Here is a 24009-nt window from a genome sequence, read left to right as displayed (position 1 = left end):
ACACCTATCGACCCAAGGCAGCGACAGTGCCATGCAGACCCGCGCAGTCGCGGCGGCGACCATCGGCACGGCGCTGGAATGGACGGACTTCGCCTTGTATGGCGCGCTGGCCGCCACGGTGCTGCCTAAACTGTTCTTCCCTGCCATGGACCCGACGTCGGCCTTGCTGGCGTCGCTGGCCACCTTCGGCGTGGGCTTGGCGGCGCGGCCCTTGGGGGCCGTCGTCTGCGGCTCCCTCGGCGACAAATTCGGCCGCCGCAATCTGATGCTGGCAACGGTATCCGTAATGGGAGTGTCCTCCTTCCTGATGGGCCTTTTGCCTACCTACGCCCAGATCGGCGTCTGGGCGCCTATCCTGTTGGTGCTGCTGCGCATCGTGCAAGGGTTCGCGCTGGGCGGCGAATCCACCGGTGGCCAGTTGATGGCGATCGAGCATGCGGCCGCCGACCGACGCGGCAAGTACTCGGGTCTGCTGGGCATCTGTTCGCCGGTGAGCCAGATCGTCGCTAACGCCGTGCTGTTCGGGCTGTCCGCGTCGCTTTCCGCGGACGCATTCGAGGCCTGGGGCTGGCGCGTGCCTTTTCTGGCCAGTTTCCTGCTGGTAATCGTGGGTGTCTACATTAGGCTGAAGGTCCACGAGACGCCGGCGTTCGTCGAGATGAAGCGCTCGACCAATGTGGTGAAGGTAAGCAATCCCCTGCGCGACGCAGTGCGTTTCCACTACAAGCCGCTCATCCGGTGGATGCTGTTCTTCTGCGGGCCGGCCGCCTTGTTTTATCTGATCGTGGTGTTCTCGCTGAGCTATATCACCAAGACCCTGGCCGTGCCCAAGCAGGACGCTTTCATGTTGCTGATGGGGGCCAACGTATTCGCGATTTTCGGTGCCCTGCTGGGCGGCACGCTAAGTGACCGTATTGGCCGCAAGAAGGCGCTGGCCATCGGCTCAGTGGCGACGCTACTGATTTCGCTGGTGTATTTCTCGGTGCTGGATACCAAGAGCTTCGTGCCCATGCTGATGATCATGGGCCTCTTCCTGGGCTTTACGCAGTATCAAAGCGGCATCCAGCCCGTGGCGTTCGCTGAAGCCTTTCCAACCAATGTCCGCTATTCGGGCTCGGCCTTGGCCTATACCGGCGCGAATCTGTTGACCGGCGGGCCCATGCCCATGGTGGCGGTCTGGTTGCTGAGCATCAGCAATGGGTCGCCGTGGGCCGTGGTGGCCTTGGTCGCGACCCTGAACGTCATCTCTTTGATTGCTATTTTGTGGGGGCCGGAGACGCGCGGTATCGATATGAACCGCACCGATTCGTCAACGCGACTGACGAGCGATGACGGCGTGACGCCGACCAGCAACGGCCGCCCTGGCACGCACCTCGGCAGAAGCCGCTGAGCCGAATTCCCCTCCTTATAGTGAAGAAGATCATGAGCAAGCTTGTTTATGTCCTGAATGGCCCAAACCTCAACATGCTTGGCAGACGCGAGCCCGATATCTATGGGCACACGACGCTCGCAGAAATCGAATCCCAGGTCACGTCGATGGCTGAAGAACTCGGGCTGCGCTGTAATTTTCGCCAAACGAACAGCGAGTCGGTGATGGTAGAGTGGCTGCAAGAGGCTTTTGAAGCAAATGCGGGCGTCGTTCTCAATCCCGCCGGCCTGTCTTTCTTTTCCGTACCCGTTTTAGACGCTTGCAAACTGTTGGACCAACCCTTGATCGAGGTGCATATATCCAATATCCACAAGCGCGACGAATATCATCGCCATTCGATGATTTCGACCACCGCGACTGGCGTGATCGCGGGATTGGGCGCGCAGGGATATACCTTGGCTCTGCGAGCGATCGCGCAGCAGTTGCGGGATTAGCCCGGCGGCAGCGCTGACTCGGACAAGGCAGAATGGGACAAGGAATACGTCCCGGTCTGCACCGAGCCCAACGCACCCAGTGACCGCAAGGTAGCCTCACTAAGATCCCGAGCCAGCGCAGCGTGTAGTGGGGCTTGCTCGTACCCTACCAATACGACGACGACGTCCGCGGTCCGGTCGGGTGTGCCGCGTATGACCTGCTCCGTGGTCCGCGCTATAGCCGGTGTTTCATGCGCGAGCAGGTGTGCGCCAATAATGCCAGCGTGTTCAGGCAGCCGTATCAACGTGTCCTGCAGACCGTCGCGCAGGTCGGCCAAGGCCTCTGGGTTTTGCAGGTCCAGCCGGAGCGTCACGGCATATCTGCCCGTGATATCCCCGCGCGTAATCAGCGTGTGCGACTGGCTGCGCACCATTCCATCGTGGTAGGGCATGAGTTTGCGCGACCATGGGGTCGGATCGTTTAGCCGAGCTAGATATGCCGGGGATGACAGGACGCCGTGCGAGTCCAGTTCATAGATGACGAATACTCCGGGTCCCCCGTGGGCGTCCGTCCATCGCGAGCTGCGCAAAAAACCGGGCACGCTCAGGCGTTCAGGGAAATGTTCATGCGTGTGCCAGTCCTCGAACTCCGACTTCATCGCTGGGGCCATGTCCCACCACATGGCCAGTGCTGCTTTGCCTAATAGAGCCATATCCGTTTCACTTGATGAAGATCGTTGAAATCGCCGGAACGGCGGCTATCACGATCAAGCCTAGAACCAGTACCGCCAGATAACGCCACATGTGGCGCACGACGCCGTCGGGTGTCACCTTGCCGATGGCGCAGGCCGCGTAGAAGCCGATGCCGAATGGCGGCGCGAACAGCCCGATGCTCATGGCGACCACCACGACCATGGCGTAGTGCACGTCATTGATGCCGAAGGTATGCGCCACGGGCAGTAGCAAGGGCGCGAACAGCAGAATCGCGGGTATCCCTTCCAGGATGTTGCCGAGCAGCAGAAACACCACTACGGTGATTGCCAGAAAGCCGTAGGGGCCGCCGGACAGTTCGGTCATGGCACGCGCCAGGTCGCTGGAGAAGCCCGACTGCGTCAGCGCCCAGGCCATCGCCGTGGCAGTGCCGATGACGAACAGGATGGCGCCGGACAATGCGGCGGTCTCGACCAGAGCGGGATAGAAGCGCTGCCACTGCACGGGACGGTAGATCAACATGCTGACCACCAGCGCGTACACGATGCCGATGGTCGATACCTCCGTAGCCGTGGCGACACCTTCCACCACGGCCCAGCGGATGACGAAGGGCAGGGCGATGGCCGGCAGGGCGGCGACGAACTTGCCACGGATTGCCCGCCAATCGGGCCGGGCTTCTGCGGGGGGCGGCTCGGCGCGGGCGCGCACGAAGGTCAGCGCCGCCAGGAATACGGCGAGCAACAAAGCGGGCAGCAGTCCTGCCGCGAAGAGGCTGGCGATGGAAATGCCCGTCACCGATCCCAAGGTGATCAGCACGATGCTGGGCGGTATCGTATCGGCCATGGCGGCGGAGCTTGCCAGCAAGGCGACCAGATCGCCATCCTTGGCGCCGCGCCGGCGCATTTCAGGGAACAGGCCGGGCGCGATTGCTGCCATGTCGGCTACCTTGGACCCCGAGATGCCCGAGACCAGCAGCATGGCCACCAGCAAGACGTAATAGAGCCCGCCGCGCACGAAACCCAGCAAGGCCGCGAGAAAGGCGATGATGGCTTTGGCGAACCCGGTGACGTCGATCAGCAGCCCCAGGAAGATAAACAGCGGAATGGCCAGCAGCAGCGGTTGCGACATGCCCTGGTCCAGCCGATTGACCACGACGCTCATCGGCGTGGTGGTCGTCAGGGCCAGATAGCTCAGCGTGGCGATGCCAAACGAAAACCCGATGGGTACCCCGATGAAGATGGCCACGCCAACAATCAGGACGAAGAACACGAAAAGGTTCAGATTGCCGATCTTGAGGAGCCAGGGCGCGACCGCCCACAAGCCCGCGCCGACCACGGCCAGCGCCAGCGTGGCGGCGACGGTCGGCAATAACAATCGCGTCCTGGCCGCCTGCAACAGCACCGTCACCAACAGCAGCGCCACGCCCAGCTCGATGCCGAAGACGCGCCAACTCGCGGGCACGCCCAGGTTGGGCAGCACGGCGAAGGATTCGTCTTCGACGTATTCCCGCGCGGGCTTGAGCAGCAGGCACAAGGTGCCAAGCACCACGGCCATCACGGTCGCGCGCAGCATGACCTGCACCGCGGGCCTGGCGTTGCGGCTCAGCGCGCTGAAGGCCAGGTGTTCGCCGCGCCGCAGCGCGATCGCGGCCCCCAACATGCCCAGCCAGAGGAACAGGCTGCCGGCCAGTTCATCTGACCAGACGATGGGGCTATGTAAGGCGTAGCGGGCCACGACCCCCGCGAACAGCAGGCAGACCTCGGCTACGATAAGGCTGGCAGCCGCAAGATCCACGATGCGCCCCAAGCTCGTGTCGACCTTCTCCAGCCAGGGCCAGGGTGCTCGCGCGGCCGCGGCTTGCGGCGCGGGTGCCGCACTCATGCCAGCTCTCCGCCCGCGGCCTGCTCGAGTACCTCCCACGCAGCATCGCCAAACTTCTTGCGCGCATCTTTGTAGTAGCCCGACGCCGTCAGCTTCTTGCGGAAGGAGTCGACGTCTACCGTGTTGAAGGCGACGCCGCCCTTGGCGATGGCGTCCTTATACGATTGCTCCTGGCCGGCCAGGTCCTGGCGTTGTGCCAACCCGGCCTCGTTCAGGCGTTTTTCGACGATCTCCTGCAGATTGCCGGGCAAGTTGCGCCAGACACGGCCGTTGATCAGCACCCAGTTGCCTTGCCAGATGTGGTTGGTGAGGGAGCAGTACTTCTGCACTTCGTAGAACTTGGATGTCACGATGACGCCCAGGGGATTTTCCTGGCCATCGACGATCTTCGTTTGCAGGGCAGGATAGACCTCGTTGAACTGGATGCTGGTGGGCGCCGCGCCCAGGGCCTTGAACAAGTCCACATAGGCAGCCGCGCCCGGCACGCGGATCTTCATGCCGGCGATGTCGTCGACGTTCTTGATGACGCGCGTGGAAGCGGTCACCTGACGGAAGCCGTAGTCCCACACGGTGGCCGGCGCGTACAGATTGGCTTGCTTGAGCGAGTTGCGGATCAAGGCCCCCAGGTCGCCGTCCATGCCCTTCATCACCGCGCCCGCATCCTTGAACACGAACCCGACACCGTCCAAGGCGGCCATGGGAATGACGCTGGAGGCGATCAAGCCGCCGACGACGAACATTTCCACGGCGCCGGATCGCACCTGATTCAGCAGATCGACTTCACCACCAAGCTGGTTGTTGGGGAACAGCCGCAATTCAATGCGGCCGTCGGTGTCCTTGGCGATGCGGTCAGCGGCCTGTTGCAGGCGCAGATTGGTCGGATGGTTGGCAGCCAGCGGGTGTGCCACCTTGAACACGTACTCCGCCGCACGGGCGCGGGACATGAAGGGCAAGCTCAAAACAGGGGCGGCAGCCAGCGCGCCGAGCACATTGCGGCGGGTGGTCAGTCTGGTCATGGTTGTCTCCGTTATCGGTATATTGACCAAGCGTTGCTAGAGGGGCGCTACGTTTTGCGTGTCGGTACGGGCTGGTTGGGCCGTCGCTGAAAGATCGGGGAGACGGCGCTGGCCGCCCCTAATTCGTTGGCCGTTTCAAGCAGGTCGCGGCTGAGTTCGTCCATGCGCGCTTGAGTCAGGCGGGTCATGGGGCCGGCGACGATCAGGATGGCCAGGACATTGCCGTCCGGGCCGAGAACCGCTGCCGCCATGGAGCTCATGCCGGGCAGGAAGACATTCATGGTGGTGGCGTAACCGCGCTTGCGTGCCGCGCGCACCTGCGTCATCAGCATCTTGATGCTGGAGGGGGCGTCCGGACCATAGTTCTTGGGATCGCCCAGACCCTGGCCGGCGACCAGCCGCAGCGCTTCTTCTTCGCCCTTGGTGCCCAACCAGACCAAGCCGGCCGCGCTGCAGGACAGGATGACTGGCTGGCCCATCTCCGGGTCATAGCGCAGCCCCACCGTGGCGCCTTGCGCCTTGGCGACGTAGATGAGTTGATCGCCATCCACCACGGCCAGACGCACCAGCTCACGGCTTTTGGCGGCAAGGCGTTCCAGGATGGGCTGCGCCACATCGACGATGCCGCCGGAGCCCAGGTGGCGCAGCGCGAGCGACACGATTTGCATTGTCAAGGTGAACTCCCCATGGCGTTCATCCTTGCGGACGTAGCCGATGGCGATCAGGTCGTTCAACAATCGATGGGTCGCGCTAAGCGGGATGGCGAGCTTGTCGGCAAGCTCCGAGAGTGTCCTGCCATCACGGTGATAGGACAGTTCCTGCAGGATGGCGAAGGACCGATCGATGATATTGCTCATGGGCGCAGGGGGCTTGATTGATGTCCGGTTTACAGGCGTGCGGCCATTCTATGGAAGCCTTTTCCATTTTGGAAGAGGCTTCCAGATTTTAAGATTGTTTTTCCGGCTAGGGCTTTCCCTAGTCCGCGCGGTGCTCCGTTGCGTCTTAATTGGCGTTTGGTCGCGCGCAAGCCAGCGCGGCCACGGCCAGCAGCAAAGCCGGCACGGTATAGATCCAGAGGGGCGACACCAGCGGCAGCACCAGTCCGGCCAGCAAAGGACCGGTGCCGGCGCCGATGTCGCGCCACACGGACCGCGCCGCCAGGGCCTGCACGCGGCCGGGGCCGGGCGTGCGCAACGCGACGATGGGGGGCAGCAGGGGCAGTTGCAATGCGCGCAGCACGACGATGGCCGCGGCGCAGCTCCAGATCCAACCTGCGCCGAAACCGACCAGCACCACCGTGGTCAGCAGCGACAGCGTGACCAGCACGCGTTCCGCCCCGAAGCGCTCGGCCAGGCGGCCGCCCACCGGGCTGAGCACGATCTCGCCCAGATAGCGCAGCGCCAGCACCGCGCCCGCCACGACCACCGAGCCCGCGGGCATCAGGTCCTTGCCCAGATAGGACAGGCCGATGATGAAAAGGCCATCCAGGGTGAAGCCCTCAAGAAAGGACCAGACATCCAGGCTGCCCGGCAAACGCAGCCGGCGCGGCGTGGCCGGCACGGGGTGCGGATGAGCGGGCAACTTGCGCGCCGTCGCCACGCCCAGCAGCGACGCCAGCGTCAACACGAAGAAGATCACGCGCGGCCCCCACATGTCCGCGCACCAGGCGCCCAGCGGCAGGGCCACCACGGGGCCGATGGCAATGATGGCGCGCGACCGGCCATTGCGCCGTGCCGTGCCGCGCGGATCGGCCGTGGCCATGGCCTGGGTCGACAGGTTCAGCGCCGCGAACGCCAGTCCCCACAGCAGGCGCAAGGGCACCAGCGCCCAGAAGCCCGACAAGGTGGCGTAACCCAGCGCGCTGAGCGTCGCCGCGATGGCGGCCAGCGTGCAGGTGGGACGGTCGCCGCGCCGCGCATAGAAGCGCGCCACCCAGCCATAGCCGACGATCCGCACCAGGCGATTCGCCGCCAGCAGCACGCCGGCTTCCGCCAGCGACACGCCGAAGTGCGCGGCATACATGGGTAGCAGCAGATACAGCACGGTATCGCCAGGCAAGGTCAACGCCAGGGTGGCGGCGGCCATGCGCGAATGTGCGTCGGTGGTGGTGGTGGCGGGGGCTGCGGAAGGGACAGCGGAAGGGGCGGTGGTGTCAGTCATGATGGTAGGTATCGTGCGCATCTTTCACCATGATGACAAACGAAAATCGCGCCCATCATGAGTGATAAAATCTCACGCATGGCTGCCCATCTTCCCCTCAATGCCGTGCGTGCTTTTCTCGCCGCCGCGCGTCGCCAAAGTTTTACCTTGGCCGCGGCCGACCTGCATGTCACGCATGGGGCCGTCAGCCGCCAGGTCAAGAGCCTGGAAGAATATCTGGGCGTGGCGCTGTTCGAGCGCAGTGTGCGGCAGGTGCGCCTGACCGCCGCCGGCCAGCGCTTCCTTGCCGACGCCGGCCCGGCCCTGGACCAGGTGGCCGCGGCGGCGCGGCAAGTGATGGCGCAGGCGGCGGGGCGCGCGGTACGCATCAACGTGCGGCCGACGTTCGCGGTGCGTTGGCTGATTCCGCGCCTGTCCGATTTCGTCGCCCAATACCCGGGCATCGAGCCCCGCATATTGACCAGCATCGCGCCGCCGGATGCGTCCGATGTCACCTACGACATCGCCATCCGGCGCGGCCTTGAGCACTGGCCCGACAGCCTGGCCATGCATCCTTTCCTTGAAGACGAAGCCTTGCTGGTGGGCGCGCCGCGCCTGATGCGCGGCGTGACGGAACCGGCGGCGCTGGCGGCATTGACCCTGCTGGAGGCGAAGACGCGCAAGACGGATTGGGATGACTGGAAAAAACATGCCGGCATCCGGCGCCTGCGGCCGAAGGCGCAGATCCTGTTCGATCACTCCCACTTCGTGTTGCAGGCGGCCATCGACGGGCTCGGCTTCACCATCGCGCCGATATCCTTGCTCGCCAACGACCTTGCCGAGGGCCGCCTGGCCTGCCCGCTGCCCGATCTGCGCCTGCCCATGGGGCGCTACTACTACGGCATACACCCGTCGGCCAATAGCGAAACGCATCTGTTCAGCCGCTGGCTCGACAGCCAGGCGCGCCAGCCGGCCCGGCCCGTGTGAGCGCAAGGCGGCCAGCAAGCCTTGTTGCAAGCCTTATCGCAAGGCTGATCCCAAACACCTCCCGCCGTCGGGTTTGGCCCGGGTTGTCAGTCCAGTCATCTAGTTGTACGCTTATCAATACAACTAGACAGGAGACAACATGGCCCTCTACCGCCGTGCGTTCATGCTCGCGGCCACCGCGACCCTGGTGGCAAGCCTTGCCCCCCTCGCCGCCGTACAAGCCCAGAACCAACCCATACGCCTCGTGGTGGGCGCGCCTCCCGGGGGCACCACCGACACCGTGGCCCGCAACATCGGCGCCAAGATGTCCAAGGAACTGGGCCGCAATGTGATCGTCGAGAACCGTCCCGGCGCCGGTGGCAACATCGCCGCCGACTACGTGGCCAAGAGCGCCGCCGACGGCAACACCTTGCTGGTCAGCTTCACCAGCTTCTCGATCAACGCCAGTCTGTACAAGAACCTGCCCTTCGATCCGCGCAAGGACTTCACGCCGATCAGCATGCTGGCCACCGTGCCCAGCGTCCTGGTGGTGCGCAAGGACTTCCCCGCCAAGGACATGGCGGCACTGATCCAGGAGGTCAAGGCCCATCCCGGCAAGTACACCATGGCGCTGGGCGGCATCGGCTCGTCGCTGCACATGGCCGGTGAGCGTATGAAATTGATGGCCGGCCTGGACATCATCAACGTCCCTTACAAGGGCACCACGCCAGCCATCACGGATGTGCTGGGCGGCCAGGTCGACATGATGTTCGCCAGCACGCTGAACGCGCTGCCGCACGTCAAGTCGGGCAACTTGAGGGCCCTGGGCGTGACCAGCAACAAGGCGCTGCCCGCCTTGCCGGACGTGCCGCCCATCGGCAGCGCGATCAAGGGCTTCGAGTCGAATGCCTGGTTCGCGCTGTTCGGGCCGGCCAAGCTGCCGCCGGAAACGCTGGAGAAGATCAATGCCGCCGCCCGCAAAGCCGTGGCCGCGCCCGATTTCCAGCGCTTGCTGGAGCAGGAATCGGCGCAGGCCCTGAGCAGCACGCCCGAGGACTTGAAGGCCTTCGTCAGCGAGGATATCGACCGCTACGCGGAAGTCGTCAAGGCGTCCGGCGCGACCCCGGAGTAAACACGATGGCTGACGGCGCAAGCCCGCTCCCGCTGTATCACAAGGTCTATCTGCTGCTGCGCCAGCGCCTGCTGGACGGCGACTTCGAGGGCGAGCAACCGCTGCCCGGCGAGCACGCCCTGGCCCAGCAGTACGACGTCTCCCGCCTGACGGTGCGGCGTGCGCTGGACACGCTGGCGGCGGACGGACTGGTGATGCGGCGGCAAGGGCGGGGCACCTTCGCGCTGGCGCCCGCCGAGATGGCCACGCCGCAGCAGGGCGCCAGCGTGGATGCGCTGATGATGCATCTGTCGCGCATGGGCATGCACACGCAGGTCAAGCTGCTGGACCTGGCCGTCGAACCGGCCACGCCGGCGGTGGCGGCCCGTCTTGAAGTGCCCGTGGGCGCGCCGGTGCATCGGTCGGTGCGCGTGCGCAGTTACGAGGGCGCGGTGTTCTCGTATTTGCAGACCTATGTGCCGGATGCCATCGGCAAGCGGATTTCCCGCGCGGCGCTGGGCAGCAAGCCCTTGCTGCAGATTTTTGGCGACCTGGGCATACGGGTGATGGGCGCGGAGCAGACGGTGACCGCCGTCATGGCTGACCCCGACAGCGCGCAGGCCCTGGACGTTCCCGTCGCCTCCGCCTTGCTCAACATCCGTCGCCTGGTGCGCGATGCCAGCGGTCGGCCGGTGGAATACCTGGACGCCCGCTATCGCCCCGACCGTTTCGAATATCGCCTGGACATGCAGGCGCATGAAACGGCGGGCACGCCCGTATGGCTGCCGGCGGCGCCCGCGGCAAAAACAAGATCGAGAGGCTAGATTCATGACTGCACAGACCTTGGCTCAGAAGCTGCTGGCGGCCGCCAGCGGACGTGACACGGTCGCCACTGGCGATATCGTGACCGGTCGCGTCGACCTGGCGATGTTCCATGACTCCAGCGGTCCGCGCCGCCTGAAACCCATGCTGGAATCCTTGGGTACCGGGTTGTGGGATCGCGAAAAAGTGGTCCTGGTGATGGACCATTACGTGCCGGAGGCCGATGACGAATCGCGCCGCATCGTGCGTATCGCCCGCGATTGGGCGGCCGAGCAGAAGCTGCCCCACGTGTACGACAGCATCGGCATCTGCCACGTGGTGGTGCCGGAGCACGGCCATATCCGGCCGGGCATGCTGTGCGTGGGCGGCGACTCGCATTCACCCACGGGCGGGGCGTTCGGCGCCTATATGTTCGGGGTGGGCAGTACCGAGATGCTGGGCGTGGTGGCGACGGGTGAAATCTGGATCCAGGTACCGCGTACCCTGATGATGCGCTGGGACAATGCGCTGACGCCGGGTGTGACCGCCAAGGACATGATGCTGCACATGATCGGCCGCTTCGGCATGAATGGCGGCGCGTATCAGGCCGTGGAGTTCTGCGGTCCGGCGGTGCGCGCCTTGTCCATGCAGGAGCGCATGACGCTGTCGAACATGTCGGCCGAAATCGGTTCGCAGGTCGGCCTGGTGGCGCCGGATGAGAAGACCCTGGCTTATCTGGCCCAGGCCGGCGTCGCGGATGCCGCGAGCATCGACATCGCCCATTGGCAGTCCGACCCGGACGCAACGGCGGAACATTACGACTTCGACGCCGCCACCCTGGCGCCGCACGTGGCGGCGCCACACAGTCCGGCGAACTCGCGGCCGATCGGCGATTACGAGCCGGTGGCCATGCAGGTCGCCTACATCGGCGCCTGTACGGGCGCCAAGCTGGAAGACCTGCGCGCGGCAGCGCAGGTGCTGAAAGGGCGGCGTGTGGCGCCTGGCGTGACGCTGATGGTGGCGCCGGCCAGCGCGCAAGCGCAGCAACAGGCGGCGCAGGAGGGCACCATGGATATCCTGATGCAGGCGGGCGCGCAGCTGCTGCCCAATTCCTGTGGGGCCTGTTCCGGTTATGGCGGCAGCATTCCGGAAGGCGCCAACGTGGTGGCGTCGACCGCACGCAATTTCCAGGGGCGCATGGGCGCAAGGACGGCACAGGTGTATCTGGCTTCCCCTTACACGGTTGCCGCGGCCGCTGTCGCCGGGCGGCTGGCGGACCCCCGCGACATGCTGGCCTGAGAGGACTACTGCGATGAACAAGCAATTACACCGCGTCTGGCGGCTGGGCTCCGATGTCGATACCGACCAGCTCGCCCCTGGCGCCTACATGAAGTTCAGCATCGAGGAAATCGCGCGGCACTGCCTGGAGCGGGTGCGGCCGGAGTTCGCCGGCCAGGTGCGGCCGGGCGACGTGATCGTGGCGGGGCCGGGGTTCGGTATCGGGTCGTCGCGCGAGCAGGCGGCGGCCGCGCTGGTCACGCTGGGTGTCAGCGCGGTCATCGCGCCGAGCTACAGCGGTTTGTATTTCCGCAATGCCTTCAACGTGGGGCTGATGCTGTTGACGTGTCCGCAAGCCGAGTCGCTGGTCGAGGGCGAGCAGATTGCCCTGGATCTGGCCGGTGGGCAGGTGCAACGTGCCGACGGCAGCACCTTGGCGTGCGTGCCGATTCCCGAATTCCTGCGTGACATGGTGGAGGCCGGGGGCTTGTTGCCTCAGCTGAAAAGACGTCTTGCCGATGGCAGCCTGAAGGCGAATCCGCTGCGTGCATGATCGCCGTGGCTTTATGGGCCGCTAATAATGGGCCGCTAATAATTCGGCCGCCGGTACCGGTATCGGCGGCCATGACTATCGATACGAGGGCATGATGCCGAATACGCTCAAACAGAAAATCAACAGTGGCCAGTGCGTGCTGGCGCCGGGTATCTACGATGCTTTTTCGGCCTTGATCGCCGAGCAGGCCGGTTTCGACGCCCTCTATCTTTCGGGGGCGTCCATCGCCTATACGCGGCTGGGACGGTCCGATGTCGGCCTGACGACCTATAGCGAAGTCGAGCAGACGCTGGCGCGTATTACGGAACGTGTGGCGATTCCCGTCATCGTCGATGGGGATACGGGGTTCGGCAACGCGCTGAACACGCAACGTACCGTGCGTGGTTTCGAGCGTGCCGGCGCGGCGATGATCCAGTTGGAAGACCAGGGCTTTCCCAAGCGTTGCGGGCATCTGGCCGGCAAGACGGTGGTGCCGGTGCACGAGATGTGCGGCAAGCTGCGAGCTGCCCTGGATGCGCGGCATAGTCCCGAGACCTTGATCCTGGCGCGCACGGATGCGGTGGCCGTCGAGGGTTTGGAGGCGGCCCTGGACCGGGCCGAGCAGTATCGCGAATGCGGCGTGGATGCGGTTTTTGTCGAGGCCTTGCGCACGGACGAGCAGATGGAAACCGCCTGCCGCCGGTTTGCCGGCAAGGTGCCCTTGCTGGCCAATATGGTCGAGGGTGGTTTGACGCCGGTGAAGAGCGCGCAGGAGCTGGGTGCCAAGGGTTTCTCCATCGTGATTTTCCCTGGCGGCACCGCCCGCGCGGTTTCCTTCATGCTGCAACGCTATTACGGCAGCCTGCGCGAGCACGGCAGCACCGCGCCGTGGCGGGAATCCATGCTGGACTTCGACCAGCTGAACGCGCTGATCGGCACGCCGGAACTGCTGGAGAACGGCAAGAAATACGAGTAGGAGGGAACCATCTCACCCAATCCGTCACCGATCCGAATCCAATAAAAAAGGAGTCGGGGTGAGATCCTCCCGCAATACGCCTGCCTGCCGACATCAAGCAAAGGACGCCGCCCATGGTTAACGTCCTCCCCAGCTGCTTCCGGCAATCAAGAACACTGTCTGTCGATAGTAACGACAGCATGGGCTCCGCCCACAGCATCAATACCGTCGGCACGATGGCCAGCGACGAGCGACCGCCGACAGCGCCGCTTGCCACGACCTTCACCGCCGCCACCGGCTCCCCACGCGTGTCATACCGGCCCCGCGCGCAGAGCACCGCATCGACCCTCATCGACCTTGCCCCGGCATCCCCGTCCCCGAGTACCGACGACCCACCCTCCATCGTCACCTGCTACTGCGTGCAAGACCGCTACTGGAAAGCCGAACGAGAAGGCAACGGCTACCGTGCCTACTCAACGGAATCGATAACCGGCCACGCCGACTGGCTGGTCGTTCCCGACAACGAGGACCAACCCCAGGAATTCCGTCAGACCATGCTCCAATTCTGCGAGCTGATGCTGGCGCTCAAGGGGAAGAGCCGGGCCGAAGGCATCGAACATCTGAAACGCCATGAAAGCCTGGGAGCGCGGACGCGTTACCCGGCGGATCCCTTGCTCGGCATGTCCGACATGCGTCTGATGGCCGAAGCCATCCGGGACAAGATCAAGACTCACCAGTCCGTCATCCTGCAGGGCGGCGACAAGGCCTTGGTGATTTCCAGATTCGGCATCGGGCAGGAACTTGGCCCCGCCGGACTCACCGTCCAGGACCCCGCGGAAGAACAATACCTGGCCGTGTTCGACTACGAACTGGCCGACGTCATCGCCAGGCTGTGTCCCCCCGATATGGACTACCAGCTCAGCTACGCGCCCCTACCGGGCCAGCTGAACACCGTCTACCGGGAGGACTGAATGAGCGTGTCCTCCACCTGTGGCGCGGCGCAGTATTGTCTCGATGGCTATCGAGGCGTCACCGTCACCGCCCCCACCGACCTGAACCTGATCAAGCTGTCGTGCCAGAAAAGAACGAGATCCGACCGATCCTCATTCTTTGGCAATGATGATTTCCTGGAGCCTCCCACGCCGCACGCTGCAGGCTCCCAAGCGGTCGCCCCCGGATCCCACGGGCGCACGATGACCTCCGAGGACCTGCTCCACCTGCCTCAGCGGGCCAGCGAATTCGATGCGACCTTGCGCGCCAAGCTGGATGACATCGTGGCCAGAGCCACCCGCAAGCCGCCGGATCGCATCGATATCGTGTCCTACGTGCTAATCAAGGCCGCCATTCCCGCCGCCCGGGATCGCGCCGACGCAGTTCGGGGCTATCTGATCGCCGCGGGCCTGGACTCGACGCGAACGCACGCCGATGTCCGTCAGGTCATGAAGCTACGTGAACATGGAATGGGCCTGGCCGTCAGAAAAGGCGCGGAGATTACGCTGACCCATGAAGCAGGCCCGCGCCAAGGTCCGTCGCGGGCGGATACGCCGGCCTACACACTGAATCTCATCGACGTCCCGCTGAAATGGCAGGACTATCCCGCCGCCACGGTCAGCATGCTCGATGCCCTGGCCGACACCATACGGGCATGCGGCAGCGCTAGTGTGGACATCAGTACCCATGCGGCCATGTTCGAGGAAATGGGCAACCCCCGCGCGCAGGCCGTCAAAGCCTATCTGATCGGCCGTGACGTACCGGCGGATTCCATCCGCGTCTCGGAGCGTTCGGCCCTGCGTTATGGCTCTTCGGAGGGTGTCATGGGCAAGGGCCGCGTGATGATCGTCAGCGTCGAGCAGGAGCCGCCGGCCGATCTCGTGCCCAAGGTCCGTTCGCGCGTCAGGTCGCCGACATCCACTCAAGGGGTTCTGCCTGCCTATGCTTGACCCCTAGATCTTCGAAAGGCACGGCATTTGCGTGATCTTTCGATTCAGTTCGCGCGGCTTCCATCTTTGCGCCGCTTATTCCCGCAGTCGTCAAAGGAGAGTCATCATGAAACCTGCCGATCCCCGTACCCCGGGCCTGCCTGAAAATCCGGACATCCCCAACCCGCACACACCCGACCCCGCCACGTCGCCCGGACTGCCCGACGTCAACCTGCCGCCGGATACCCCGCCCGCCGGCGGGCAGCCCCCTGGAACGCCGCCGATGCCTAATCCCCGTCCCGCCGTGCCCGACGCGGGCTGGGTCGCCTGATCACTCAATCGTCCTGTTGGTCGTCCGCGCCGCGTTCGTGATCATGGCGGCGCTGCGCGCGGGAGCGTTCCGCCAGCTTCCGATAGCGATCGGCGATCTCATCCAGTTCGCGGTCGTCCAGCTCCTCGATGTCCACCAGCCGGTTGTCCGCTTCCGCCAGCGCGCACAGAAGTTCGTCCAGCTTTAAATGGACGGCGTGGCTGTCCTTGTTCTGGCTCTGCTGGATCAGGAAGACCATGAGGAAGGTGACGATGGTGGTACCGGTGTTGATCACCAGCTGCCATGTTTCGGAATAGCCGAAAACCGGGCCCGTCACGGCCCATACGACGACCATCCCGAACGCGATTCCGAAAGCGAGTGGCGACCCGGTCCAGGTCGTGACCTTGGCGGCGAAGCGCTCGAATAGCGCATGGACGGCGGAGGCGTTGCCAGGGCGCAGTCCCTGGCGCCGCCGTGATGGGGCCACTTTGCGGCCGGTTTTGCGCAGGTCATCGTCGGGTCGCGGCGTACCGTGATTCGAGCTGGAAGTACGTGAAGTCGCCATGTTCTCGGTCCGTAAGCCATAGACGGACCGGATCAAGCAAGACATGTGCCGACAACTGACGCCGGGTTTACACCTGGTTCAAGCCGGGTTTAAACCGCGTCAGAGCCTTGTTGGCGCCCACCTATTTGGCGCGCAGCAGGCCATCCAGCGCGTCCCCCAAGCCTTTCACCGCATCGCCGACGCCGCCCGCCACGCCTTCCACGCTTACCCCCAGCGCCTTGGCAAAGCCGGCGGTGAAGCGCATGGCCAGGCCCTCATCCATGGAGAACTTGGGATCATGCAGGCTGCCGCTCAGCGAGAAATCGAAGCTCACCTTGCCCTTGTGATTCTCCATCGCGGCGAGTACGGCCTTGCGGGGGAGCGCGAGCAGCGGGGAGTTGCTTTCGTCGAATTTCAGATCGGTCAGGGTGACGTGGCCTTGCGCCCGCAATTGCTCCTTGTCGACCTGAGTGCGCATGTCCAGGTCCATCTGGCCACCCGCCAGGGCCGCCGGCGAATTCCGCTGCAAGTAGGGCGCGAGCAAGGCCACATCCACGCTGCGCATGCGCACCTGGATGTCCGCGTCGTGGCTGGGCAGGGCCAGCCATCCCTCGACCTCCAGCTTGCCGCGCCGGTTCTTGCCCACCATCTGCCCTTGCGCGTGCAATTGCGTATGTACATCCATGGCAGGCTGATGGACGGGGCCGATGTCGGCATTCAGGTTATCCACCGGCACCCGATAGGGCGGGGTAGCGACGGCGGCGTCGTAGAAGTCCAGATGGCCATTGCGCAATTCCAGCTTCTCGATATTGACCGCGCGGCGGTGCTTGTCGCTGCCGCCCCTGGTCTCGTCCGCCGGGTCGTCATCCTGCTTGCGCAGGGTCGGCAGGTAACGGATGGCGCCGTTGCGGGGCCGCAGCAAGGTCAGGTAGTAGTCGCTGACCGTGATGCGGTCCAGTGAGATTTCGTCGGACAATAACGAGCGCCATTGCGGAATCACCACCACTCGCGCCGCGCGCAGGGACTGGCGCGCGGGCCAGTCCGGCGGCGCGCCGATCTCGACGTTCTCCAGCACGATTTCATCAAGGCCGACGCGTATATGCTCGGCATGGCCCTGGTCGCCCAGGACGGCATTGATGCGGCTAACGACCAGATGCGTCGCCAAGGCCGCGCCAAGTCCGACGAGCGCGACCAGGATCACGAGCGAGAGAAGGGCGGTCTTGACGGGCTTGCTCATGGATGTTCCTGTCCAAAATGTGTCTGGATAGCGTCATGTTAGGATGCGCGGGCTTCGCCGGTCACGCAGTCAGTCCCAAGTACTAATCCGGGCAGTGCGGCGCCGCCGGCATTCGCATCGACAAGCGAGGAAATCATGGATACCGATGAAAAACTGGCTTTGGTCGCGCAGACCATTGCTCACCAAGGCGGGCAGATCAGTGCCCTGGCCAGCGCATTGCTGTGTACGTTGCACGTCGCGCGCGGCACCCCGGGGCTCAGCGAGGCCATCGAGGCGCGCCTGACGCAAAATCACGCCGGCCTGTTGGCCCGCTCCGAAAGCCAGCAATACGTGGCGGGCTTCGAAGGCATGCGCGAGCAGATCAAAGCCGCGCTGGAATCCGAGTAAAGCCGTACACCCGTTACGGTAAACGCAATGCAGCGGCCGCAAAGCCGCTGCATTTCACTTCCTTATTTCACGTCATCGTCGGCTGCATTCGGCCGTCTTCAATGCGGCTTGATCGCCTGCTTCGCGCCTTCACCAGGCAGCAGCGCGTCCAGGATCGAATCGCCGAAAGCTTCGCCCAAGCCGATCGCGCGCCTGCCCGCGGGTGTGACGATCCAGCCCGGCATGCCCGGCTGGCGCGCCAACAGACCTCGTTCGAGCAGCAGGTCGGTATGCGAGTCCGTCGAGACCGGGCCGCCGCCATGAATGGCCTTGAGTATGTCGAGTTGTTCTTGGGTCAGCATATGGATTCTCCGTGCGAGACGTGGCGGGGCTGCAACGTAACGCTGTGCATCCATCCACGTCCCTGTTTTTATAAACAGCTTGGGAGGACTGCTCAGCAGTTATCGTGCCCAGCCCGGTTCCATTAGCCCGTTGACCCGGCCCTAATTTAGTCTAAGCACCACTGCCGCCATCGGTGGACAGCCATTTAACTATTAGTCATTTTTACGTTACAAAATATTCCGCGTATTGTCATCAGTCGCGGCTATGCTCCCTGTAAATCCAGAGGGGTTCGTAGTGCATCAAAATCATCACGTCTACAAAGGTTTTCGCCTGACCGCCAAGGTCGCGCGTGGTTTGCAGAGCACTGGCATGACCGACAAGTCATCGAGCGCACCCATCTTCACGGCTGTCGTGGAGGTGGTTCCGGCTTCTTTACAGCAGGACGCCGATACCTATCCCATTCCGTACTTTGTCGAAGGCAATTTCGTCTTCAGTCCTGCGGAAGCGGTGCATGCGGCGGTATCGCATGGCCGTGAGATCGTCGACGCGCTGACGGGTTTCCCGGCACGCTAGTACTGCTTCGCAGCAAACCGCGCTACAGCTGGCTGGCGCCGAACGTATCGCACTGTTTGATATCGCCCGACTCCAGCCCGCGCTTGAACCAGCGCACCCGTTGCGCCGATGTGCCATGGGTGAAGGTATCAGGCACGACATAGCCCTGGCTGCGTTTCTGCAGCCTGTCGTCGCCGATGGCGCTGGCGGCATTCAGGGCTTGTTCCACGTCGCCTTGTTCCAGGATATGGCGGGCGGCGTCGGCACGATTGGCCCACAGCCCGGCGAAGCAATCCGCCTGCAATTCCAGCCGCACCGACAGGGCGTTGGCCTGGGCGGGATTCTGCCGGCGCAGCTGGTCGACCCGGCCGGAGATGCCCAGCAGGTGCTGGACGTGGTGGCCGACTTCGTGAGCGATGACATAAGCCTGGGCGAAATCGCCAGGCGCCTGGAAGCGCTGCTTCATTTCATCGAAGAAGGACATGTCCAGGTAGACCTTGCTGTCCGCGGGGCAGTAGAAGGGACCCATGGCGGATTGGCCGCTGCCGCAGGCCGTCGGCGTGGCGCCTGTGTATAGCACCAGTTTGGGATCGACGTAGGGCGTGTTGCCGAACTGCTTGAACAGCTGGGTCCAGGTATCTTCCGTCTCGCCCAGCACCTTGGACACGAAGCGGGCCCTGGCGTCGTCGGCCGGCGGCGTCCGCGCCGGCGCCTGCTGTTGCTGAGTGGGCGCGCCGCCACCCGCCAATTCCATGACGATGCGAGGATCGACGCCAAAGTACATGGCGACCAGGGCCAGCACGATGGTGCCTATGCCGATGGTGCCGCGTCCGCCTATCATCGGGCCGGAGCCGCGGCGGTCTTCCACGTTGTCGCTTTCGCGGGAATCGTCCAGGCGCATGAGTTATCTCCTTCAGGCATACGCACGCGCGGATGCCGCATTGCAGGATGTTAGGATAATCGCATGGCGCAATTTTTCTCCGTACACCCCGCGAACCCCCAGCCCCGTCTGTTGAAACAGGCCGCGCAGCTATTGCGCGACGGCGGGCTGGCCGCCGTTCCCACCGATTCAAGTTATGCCGTCATCGCGCGGCTGGATGATAAATCCGCGGCCGATGGCTTGCGTCGCTTGCGCGGGCTGGATGAGCGACATCATCTTACGCTGATCTGCCGCGACCTGGCCCAGATCGGCCATTTCGCCAGGGTCGACAACAAGCAGTACCGCCTGTTGAAGGCGGCCACGCCCGGCCCGTATACCTTCATCCTGGAAGCCACCCGCGAAGTCCCGCGGCGGGTCTCCCATCCCTCCCGCAAGACCATCGGCATCCGGGTGCCCGAGCATCCGGTCACTCTGGGATTGCTGGAGCTGGTGGGCGAACCGCTGTTGTCGACCACCCTGATCCCCGATGGCGAAACCGACGCGTTGAACGACGGCGAACTCATCCGTGAACGCTATGAACATGAACTGGCGGCGGTGATCGACAGCGGCGCCTGTCCCGCGGAATCCACCACGGTGATCGACCTGACCGGCGATGAACCCCAGGTGCTGCGCCTGGGTCGCGGCGACCCCGCCCAGCTAGGAATCGCCTGATTTCATGAACGACCTCATCCAGTCGATCGCCATCTACGCGATCCCCGTCATTTTCGCCATTACCTTGCACGAGGCCGCGCACGGCTATGCGGCGCGCGCCCTGGGCGACCCGACTGCCTGGCAGATGGGGCGGATCAGCCTGAATCCGGCCCGCCATATCGACCCCGTGGGGACCCTGCTGGTCCCTCTACTGATCCTGCTGGCGTCCAAGCTGCTGGGCAGCCCCGGGCTGCTGTTCGGCTGGGCCAAGCCGGTGCCGGTGGACTTCGGCCGCCTGCGCCGTCCCAAGAAGGACATGTTGTGGGTCGCGGCGGCAGGACCCGCCGCCAATCTGCTGATGGCCATCGTGTGGGCGCTTATGCTGCGTCTGCTGTCCCAGGCGGGCGGCCTGGACGGGTTCTGGCTGAAGATGGCCTATGCGGGTGTGATGGTCAACCTGGTGCTCATGGCCCTGAATCTGCTGCCCCTGCTGCCGCTCGACGGCGGGCGCATCGTGTTCAGCCTGTTGCCGCACAAGCTAGCCTGGCAGTACTCGCGTATCGAGCCCTACGGCACGCTGATCGTGCTGCTATTGCTGTTCAGCGGCTCCCTGAGCTTCTTCATGTACCCCTTCCTGGCCCTGGGCGGGGCCATTGTCAGGTGGTTCCTGTAAGAAATGTCTTATAGCCAGGCAGGAAACCTCCTGCAAATCAACAGCTTTCTCCACGATTACGGCTTGCTCTCTAGGAATTTCGCCGGTATCCGGTAAACTCCCGGGTTTTACGGATTACGGCCGCGGGCAATCCCGTCCCCGGTCCTGGAGCCCCTCCACGATGGCATCCTCGGCAAACGCCGCTGGCGTAAATTTTCAGGGCAGTATGGTGGCCCTGGTCACTCCCATGCATCCGGACGGAACGCTGGACTATGCCAGCTACCGCAACCTGATCGACTGGCATGTGGCCGAAGGCACCGACGCGCTGGTCGTGGTCGGCACGACCGGCGAATCGCCGACCGTGTCGATGGACGAACATGCGGAGCTGATCCGCGTGGCGGTCGAGCATGCGGCTGGCCGCATTCCCGTCATCGCCGGCGTGGGCGCCAACTCCACGGACGAAGCCATCCATCTGACGCGCCATGCGAAGTCGGTGGGCGCGCAAGCGGGCCTGTCCGTCGTTCCCTACTACAACAAGCCGAGCCAGGAAGGGCTGTACCGCCACTTCCGCGCCATCGTCGAAGCGGTCGACCTGCCTACCGTTTTGTATAACGTGCCTGGCCGTACCGTGGCCGACATGAGCAACGACACAGTGCTGCGTCTGGCGCAGGTGCCCGGCATCATCGGTATCAAAGATGCCACCGGCGACATCGCCCGCGGCGGACTGCTGCTGCGCGAAGCGCCGGCCAGCTTCCAGGTATTCAGCGGTGACGATCCCACCGCGGCCGCGCTGATCCTGCTGGGCGCACGCGGCAACATCTCGGTAACCGCCAACGTCGCGCCTCGCCTGATGCGTGACCTCTGTGCGGCGGCCTTGGCCATGGACGTGGTCAAGGTACGTGAACTTAACGCCCGCCTTGCACGTCTGAACAAGGCGCTCTTTATCGAGGCAAACCCCATTCCCGTGAAGTGGGCCTTGGCCAAAATGGGGCGCATGCCTCTCGGCTATCGCCTGCCGCTGATTGAACTCGGCGACTCACATCACGCGACGGTACAGGCCGCGCTCCAGGACGCAGGTCTGCTCTAAAGGATTTATGAGGATACGTATGAATAAGCGCCATGCCGGCTTAGCGGCATTGATTACCCTGGTATTGCTGGCTGGCTGCAGCGAAATGAATCAGTTCCTGGGTAAGGAAGAGTCCATCGATTACAAGAGCGCGAGCACCAAGCGCGTCGATCCTCTGAGCATCCCGCCCGATCTCACCCAGGCCGCCAACGATCCGCGCTACAAGGCGCCGGAAACCGGCTCGACCACGTTCTCGCAGTACCAGGCGCAATCGCAGGCGCAGGCGATGGACACCAAGGTCAATGCCCCCGCCAGCGGCGTGCTGCCGCAACGTACCGACATGCGTGTCGAGCGTGACGGCGACCTGCGTTGGCTGGTGATCGATGGTCCCCCGGACCAGATCTTCCCCAAGATCGTCGACTTCTGGACCAACAATGGTTTCAACATCGAGACCAACAATCCGTCGGCCGGCCTGATCGAGACCAACTGGGCGGAAAACCGCGCCAAGATCCCGGAAAGCTGGCTGCGCCAGGCCCTGGGTCTGTTGATCGAACAAGCCTACGATAGCGGCGAACGCGAGAAATTCCGTACCCGCGTCGAGCGCGTCAACGGCCACACCGAGATCTACATCAGCCACCAGCACATGGTTGAAAAGGTACTGGGTAACGCCAACACCGAGGCTTCCAATACGCAGTGGACCTACGGCAAGGAAGATCCGGGCCTGAACGCCGCCATGTTGGCGCGCATGATGGTTTTCCTGGGTACCGACACCGACAAGGCCAAGACCCTGGTGGCCAACGCCGAACAGGCGCCGCAACGCCCGCAGGTGCAGGACATCCGTGCCGATGGCGCCTTGCTCAACGTCAATGAGTCCTTCGATCGTACGTGGCGCCGTGTTGGCGTGGCGCTGGATTCGGGTGGCTTCACGGTGGATGACCGCGATCGCTCGGCGGGTGACTACTTCGTTCGCTATTACGACACCGACACCGGCGTCCAGAACGAACAGCCCGGCTTCTTCGGCCGCCTGTTCTCCGGTAGCGACAAGAAGGCGCAGGCGCCTCAGTACCGCGTCCACCTGGCCGGTCAAGGCGACACCACGCAGGTCACGGTGCTCGACTCCACCGGCAAGCGCGACAACACGCCTACGGCTCAGCGCCTGCTCGGCGTGCTGCGGGACAAGATGTAAATCGCAGGTCGTCGCCCGGTCGATCCGGGCGGCTGATCCGGGCTCGGGGGCGTCATGCCTTCCAGGCCGGATCGAAAAACGAAGGGCCGCTTCCTTTTCACGGGAAGCGGCCCTTCGTCTTTGCCGACAACGCTTACTGCCGCATGCCGATGGCAAGGCGGTTGAAGGCGCTCATCAGCGCGATGGCGAAGGTCAGGTCGGATATCTCGACGTCGCTGAAATGCGCCTTGAGGGGCTCATAGTCCTCATCGGGGGCATGCGTGTGGGCGACGTCCACCAGCGCTTCCGCCCAGGCCAGGGCCGCGCGCTCGCGCTCATCGAAATGGGTGCTGACCCGCCAGCCGGCCAGGCCGTCGAGCTTGGCGGCGTGCATGCCGTCGGCGCGCAGGGCGGCGGTGTGCATTTCCAGGCAGAAGGAGCAGCCGTTGATCTGCGAGATGCGCAGATTGACCAGCTCGATCAGCGTCTTGCCCACGCTGCTTCTGGACAGGGCTTTCTTGGTGGCGATGAGGCCGGCATAGGCTTCAGGGGAGAGGGTGTTGTACGGCAGGCGCAAAGGGGTGCTCATGGCAGGACTCCGGTTGGAAAAAGAAGACAGGTTTCAGATCGGCTGGCTGAAATGCATGCCGCGGGACAGCAGTCCCTGGCGGAAATAGAAGCGTTGGCCCAGGGCATTGCTCAAGGCCGTATCGAGCACCAGATTCGCGCAACCGTGAGCGCGCGCTTCCTGGCGCAGGGCATCGATCAGAGCGGCCCCCACGCCCTGGCCACGCGCGTGGTCGGCCGCCACCAGGTCGTCGACATACAGGAAGGGGCCATAGAGCAGGTTCTCCTGCAGCCGATAGCCGGCCAGGCCGACGATCTGGTCGTCTTGCCAGGCGGCGAGTACACGGTAGTTCTGGCGGGCCTGACGGCGGACCTGGGCCGCATACGCCGGGGCGCTGACGAGGTGGGGGCGCAGGGCGCGCATGACGTCGAAACTGGCCGCGTAATCCTGGTCGGTTTCGAGATGGCGCAGTTGGATGGGGGGCAT

Annotated in this window: 28 protein-coding genes; 17 read left to right on the top strand and 11 right to left on the bottom strand. The window is 64.1% G+C overall.

Annotation, left to right across the window (positions count from 1 at the left end):
• The first annotated feature begins 31 nt into the window (after positions 1 to 31).
• Positions 32 to 1390, top strand: coding sequence for an MFS transporter (locus tag ASB57_RS15270; RefSeq protein WP_197424722.1), 1359 nt, complete (start codon positions 32 to 34; stop codon positions 1388 to 1390).
• 32 nt (positions 1391 to 1422) lie between these two features.
• Positions 1423 to 1863, top strand: coding sequence for a type II 3-dehydroquinate dehydratase (aroQ, locus tag ASB57_RS15265; RefSeq protein ID WP_057652996.1), 441 nt, complete (start codon positions 1423 to 1425; stop codon positions 1861 to 1863).
• On the opposite strand, the gene ASB57_RS15260 is transcribed toward aroQ, so the two are convergent.
• From ASB57_RS15260 to ASB57_RS15240, 5 genes are all read right to left on the bottom strand, one after another.
• Positions 1860 to 2555: a hypothetical protein gene (locus ASB57_RS15260; protein WP_057652995.1), complete on the bottom strand. Its 696-nt coding sequence runs from the start codon at positions 2553 to 2555 to the stop codon at positions 1860 to 1862. The genes aroQ and ASB57_RS15260 overlap by 4 nt on opposite strands.
• Positions 2556 to 2562: 7 nt before the next feature.
• A complete protein-coding gene (locus tag ASB57_RS15255) occupies positions 2563 to 4434 on the bottom strand; it encodes a TRAP transporter large permease subunit (protein ID WP_057652994.1) in 1872 nt (623 codons plus the stop codon).
• Positions 4431 to 5450 (bottom strand): TRAP transporter substrate-binding protein, encoded by a 1020-nt coding sequence (locus tag ASB57_RS15250; protein ID WP_057652993.1) that lies wholly within the window; start codon positions 5448 to 5450, stop codon positions 4431 to 4433. The genes ASB57_RS15255 and ASB57_RS15250 overlap by 4 nt, the downstream gene beginning before the upstream one ends.
• A 47-nt stretch (positions 5451 to 5497) precedes the next feature.
• Positions 5498 to 6307 carry an IclR family transcriptional regulator gene (locus tag ASB57_RS15245; protein ID WP_057652992.1) on the bottom strand — a complete coding sequence of 270 codons (810 nt, stop codon included), beginning with the start codon at positions 6305 to 6307 and terminating at the stop codon, positions 5498 to 5500.
• A gap of 145 nt (positions 6308 to 6452) precedes the next feature.
• Positions 6453 to 7610 carry an MFS transporter gene (locus ASB57_RS15240; RefSeq protein WP_057652991.1) on the bottom strand — a complete coding sequence of 386 codons (1158 nt, stop codon included), beginning with the start codon at positions 7608 to 7610 and terminating at the stop codon, positions 6453 to 6455.
• A gap of 57 nt (positions 7611 to 7667) precedes the next feature.
• Between ASB57_RS15240 and ASB57_RS15235 the strand changes: the two genes are divergently transcribed.
• The 9 genes from ASB57_RS15235 to ASB57_RS31115 all read left to right on the top strand — a co-directional run bounded on the left by ASB57_RS15235 (position 7668) and on the right by ASB57_RS31115 (position 15482).
• Entirely contained in the window at positions 7668 to 8576 is a 909-nt protein-coding gene (locus ASB57_RS15235; RefSeq protein ID WP_156414178.1) for a LysR substrate-binding domain-containing protein, read from the top strand.
• Positions 8577 to 8715: 139 nt separating this feature from the next.
• Positions 8716 to 9687 carry a tripartite tricarboxylate transporter substrate binding protein gene (locus ASB57_RS15230; protein ID WP_057652989.1) on the top strand — a complete coding sequence of 324 codons (972 nt, stop codon included), beginning with the start codon at positions 8716 to 8718 and terminating at the stop codon, positions 9685 to 9687.
• Between the two features lie 5 nt (positions 9688 to 9692).
• Positions 9693 to 10490 carry a GntR family transcriptional regulator gene (locus tag ASB57_RS15225; protein ID WP_057652988.1) on the top strand — a complete coding sequence of 266 codons (798 nt, stop codon included), beginning with the start codon at positions 9693 to 9695 and terminating at the stop codon, positions 10488 to 10490.
• 4 nt (positions 10491 to 10494) lie between these two features.
• Complete coding sequence (locus ASB57_RS15220; protein ID WP_057652987.1) at positions 10495 to 11766, top strand: 3-isopropylmalate dehydratase large subunit; 1272 nt, start codon at positions 10495 to 10497, stop codon at positions 11764 to 11766.
• Between the two features lie 13 nt (positions 11767 to 11779).
• Positions 11780 to 12298: a 3-isopropylmalate dehydratase gene (locus ASB57_RS15215; protein WP_057652986.1), complete on the top strand. Its 519-nt coding sequence runs from the start codon at positions 11780 to 11782 to the stop codon at positions 12296 to 12298.
• A gap of 91 nt (positions 12299 to 12389) precedes the next feature.
• Positions 12390 to 13253, top strand: a complete 864-nt coding sequence (locus ASB57_RS15210) for an oxaloacetate decarboxylase (protein WP_057652985.1) — start codon at positions 12390 to 12392, stop codon at positions 13251 to 13253.
• Between the two features lie 179 nt (positions 13254 to 13432).
• On the top strand, positions 13433 to 14203 hold the full coding sequence (locus tag ASB57_RS15205) for a hypothetical protein (RefSeq protein ID WP_057652984.1): 771 nt from the start codon (positions 13433 to 13435) through the stop codon (positions 14201 to 14203).
• The gene (locus tag ASB57_RS15200) at positions 14204 to 15172 is read left to right on the top strand and encodes a hypothetical protein (RefSeq protein ID WP_156414177.1); all 969 of its coding nucleotides are present in this window, start codon (positions 14204 to 14206) and stop codon (positions 15170 to 15172) included.
• Between the two features lie 106 nt (positions 15173 to 15278).
• Positions 15279 to 15482 carry a hypothetical protein gene (locus ASB57_RS31115; RefSeq protein WP_057652982.1) on the top strand — a complete coding sequence of 68 codons (204 nt, stop codon included), beginning with the start codon at positions 15279 to 15281 and terminating at the stop codon, positions 15480 to 15482.
• Positions 15483 to 15486: 4 nt separating this feature from the next.
• Here ASB57_RS31115 and ASB57_RS15190 read toward each other — a convergent pair whose 3' ends face one another.
• Positions 15487 to 16026: a low affinity iron permease family protein gene (locus ASB57_RS15190; protein WP_082621619.1), complete on the bottom strand. Its 540-nt coding sequence runs from the start codon at positions 16024 to 16026 to the stop codon at positions 15487 to 15489.
• 121 nt (positions 16027 to 16147) lie between these two features.
• Positions 16148 to 17242, bottom strand: coding sequence for a DUF748 domain-containing protein (locus ASB57_RS15185; protein WP_057652981.1), 1095 nt, complete (start codon positions 17240 to 17242; stop codon positions 16148 to 16150).
• A 135-nt stretch (positions 17243 to 17377) separates the two neighbouring features.
• Here ASB57_RS15185 and ASB57_RS15180 point away from each other — a divergent pair, with 135 nt between their 5' ends.
• On the top strand, positions 17378 to 17629 hold the full coding sequence (locus tag ASB57_RS15180) for a hypothetical protein (RefSeq protein WP_057652980.1): 252 nt from the start codon (positions 17378 to 17380) through the stop codon (positions 17627 to 17629).
• A gap of 98 nt (positions 17630 to 17727) precedes the next feature.
• On the opposite strand, the gene ASB57_RS15175 is transcribed toward ASB57_RS15180, so the two are convergent.
• Positions 17728 to 17970: a hypothetical protein gene (locus tag ASB57_RS15175; RefSeq protein WP_057652979.1), complete on the bottom strand. Its 243-nt coding sequence runs from the start codon at positions 17968 to 17970 to the stop codon at positions 17728 to 17730.
• 274 nt (positions 17971 to 18244) lie between these two features.
• On the opposite strand from ASB57_RS15175, the gene ASB57_RS15170 reads away from it, so the two are divergent.
• A complete protein-coding gene (locus tag ASB57_RS15170) occupies positions 18245 to 18523 on the top strand; it encodes a hypothetical protein (RefSeq protein WP_156414176.1) in 279 nt (92 codons plus the stop codon).
• A 22-nt stretch (positions 18524 to 18545) separates the two neighbouring features.
• Here ASB57_RS15170 and ASB57_RS15165 read toward each other — a convergent pair whose 3' ends face one another.
• A complete protein-coding gene (locus ASB57_RS15165; protein ID WP_057652977.1) occupies positions 18546 to 19403 on the bottom strand; it encodes a neutral zinc metallopeptidase in 858 nt (285 codons plus the stop codon).
• 63 nt (positions 19404 to 19466) lie between these two features.
• Between ASB57_RS15165 and ASB57_RS15160 the strand changes: the two genes are divergently transcribed.
• The 4 genes from ASB57_RS15160 (at position 19467) to bamC (ending at position 22976) form a co-directional block, all read left to right on the top strand.
• Complete coding sequence (locus ASB57_RS15160; protein ID WP_057652976.1) at positions 19467 to 20093, top strand: L-threonylcarbamoyladenylate synthase; 627 nt, start codon at positions 19467 to 19469, stop codon at positions 20091 to 20093.
• A 4-nt stretch (positions 20094 to 20097) separates the two neighbouring features.
• Complete coding sequence (locus ASB57_RS15155; RefSeq protein WP_057652975.1) at positions 20098 to 20745, top strand: site-2 protease family protein; 648 nt, start codon at positions 20098 to 20100, stop codon at positions 20743 to 20745.
• A 160-nt stretch (positions 20746 to 20905) separates the two neighbouring features.
• On the top strand, positions 20906 to 21811 hold the full coding sequence (gene dapA / locus ASB57_RS15150; RefSeq protein WP_057652974.1) for a 4-hydroxy-tetrahydrodipicolinate synthase: 906 nt from the start codon (positions 20906 to 20908) through the stop codon (positions 21809 to 21811).
• A gap of 19 nt (positions 21812 to 21830) precedes the next feature.
• A complete protein-coding gene (gene bamC, locus ASB57_RS15145; RefSeq protein WP_057652973.1) occupies positions 21831 to 22976 on the top strand; it encodes an outer membrane protein assembly factor BamC in 1146 nt (381 codons plus the stop codon).
• A 133-nt stretch (positions 22977 to 23109) separates the two neighbouring features.
• On the opposite strand, the gene ASB57_RS15140 is transcribed toward bamC, so the two are convergent.
• Both ASB57_RS15140 and ASB57_RS15135 read right to left on the bottom strand, forming a co-directional pair.
• Positions 23110 to 23544: a carboxymuconolactone decarboxylase family protein gene (locus ASB57_RS15140; protein WP_057652972.1), complete on the bottom strand. Its 435-nt coding sequence runs from the start codon at positions 23542 to 23544 to the stop codon at positions 23110 to 23112.
• 33 nt (positions 23545 to 23577) lie between these two features.
• A complete protein-coding gene (locus ASB57_RS15135; RefSeq protein ID WP_057652971.1) occupies positions 23578 to 24009 on the bottom strand; it encodes a GNAT family N-acetyltransferase in 432 nt (143 codons plus the stop codon).

Origin of the sequence: Bordetella sp. N (genome assembly GCF_001433395.1) — a bacterium.
In the GTDB taxonomy this organism is placed as follows: domain Bacteria; phylum Pseudomonadota; class Gammaproteobacteria; order Burkholderiales; family Burkholderiaceae_B; genus Bordetella_C.
This window is presented reverse-complemented; position numbering and strand designations above follow the sequence as displayed.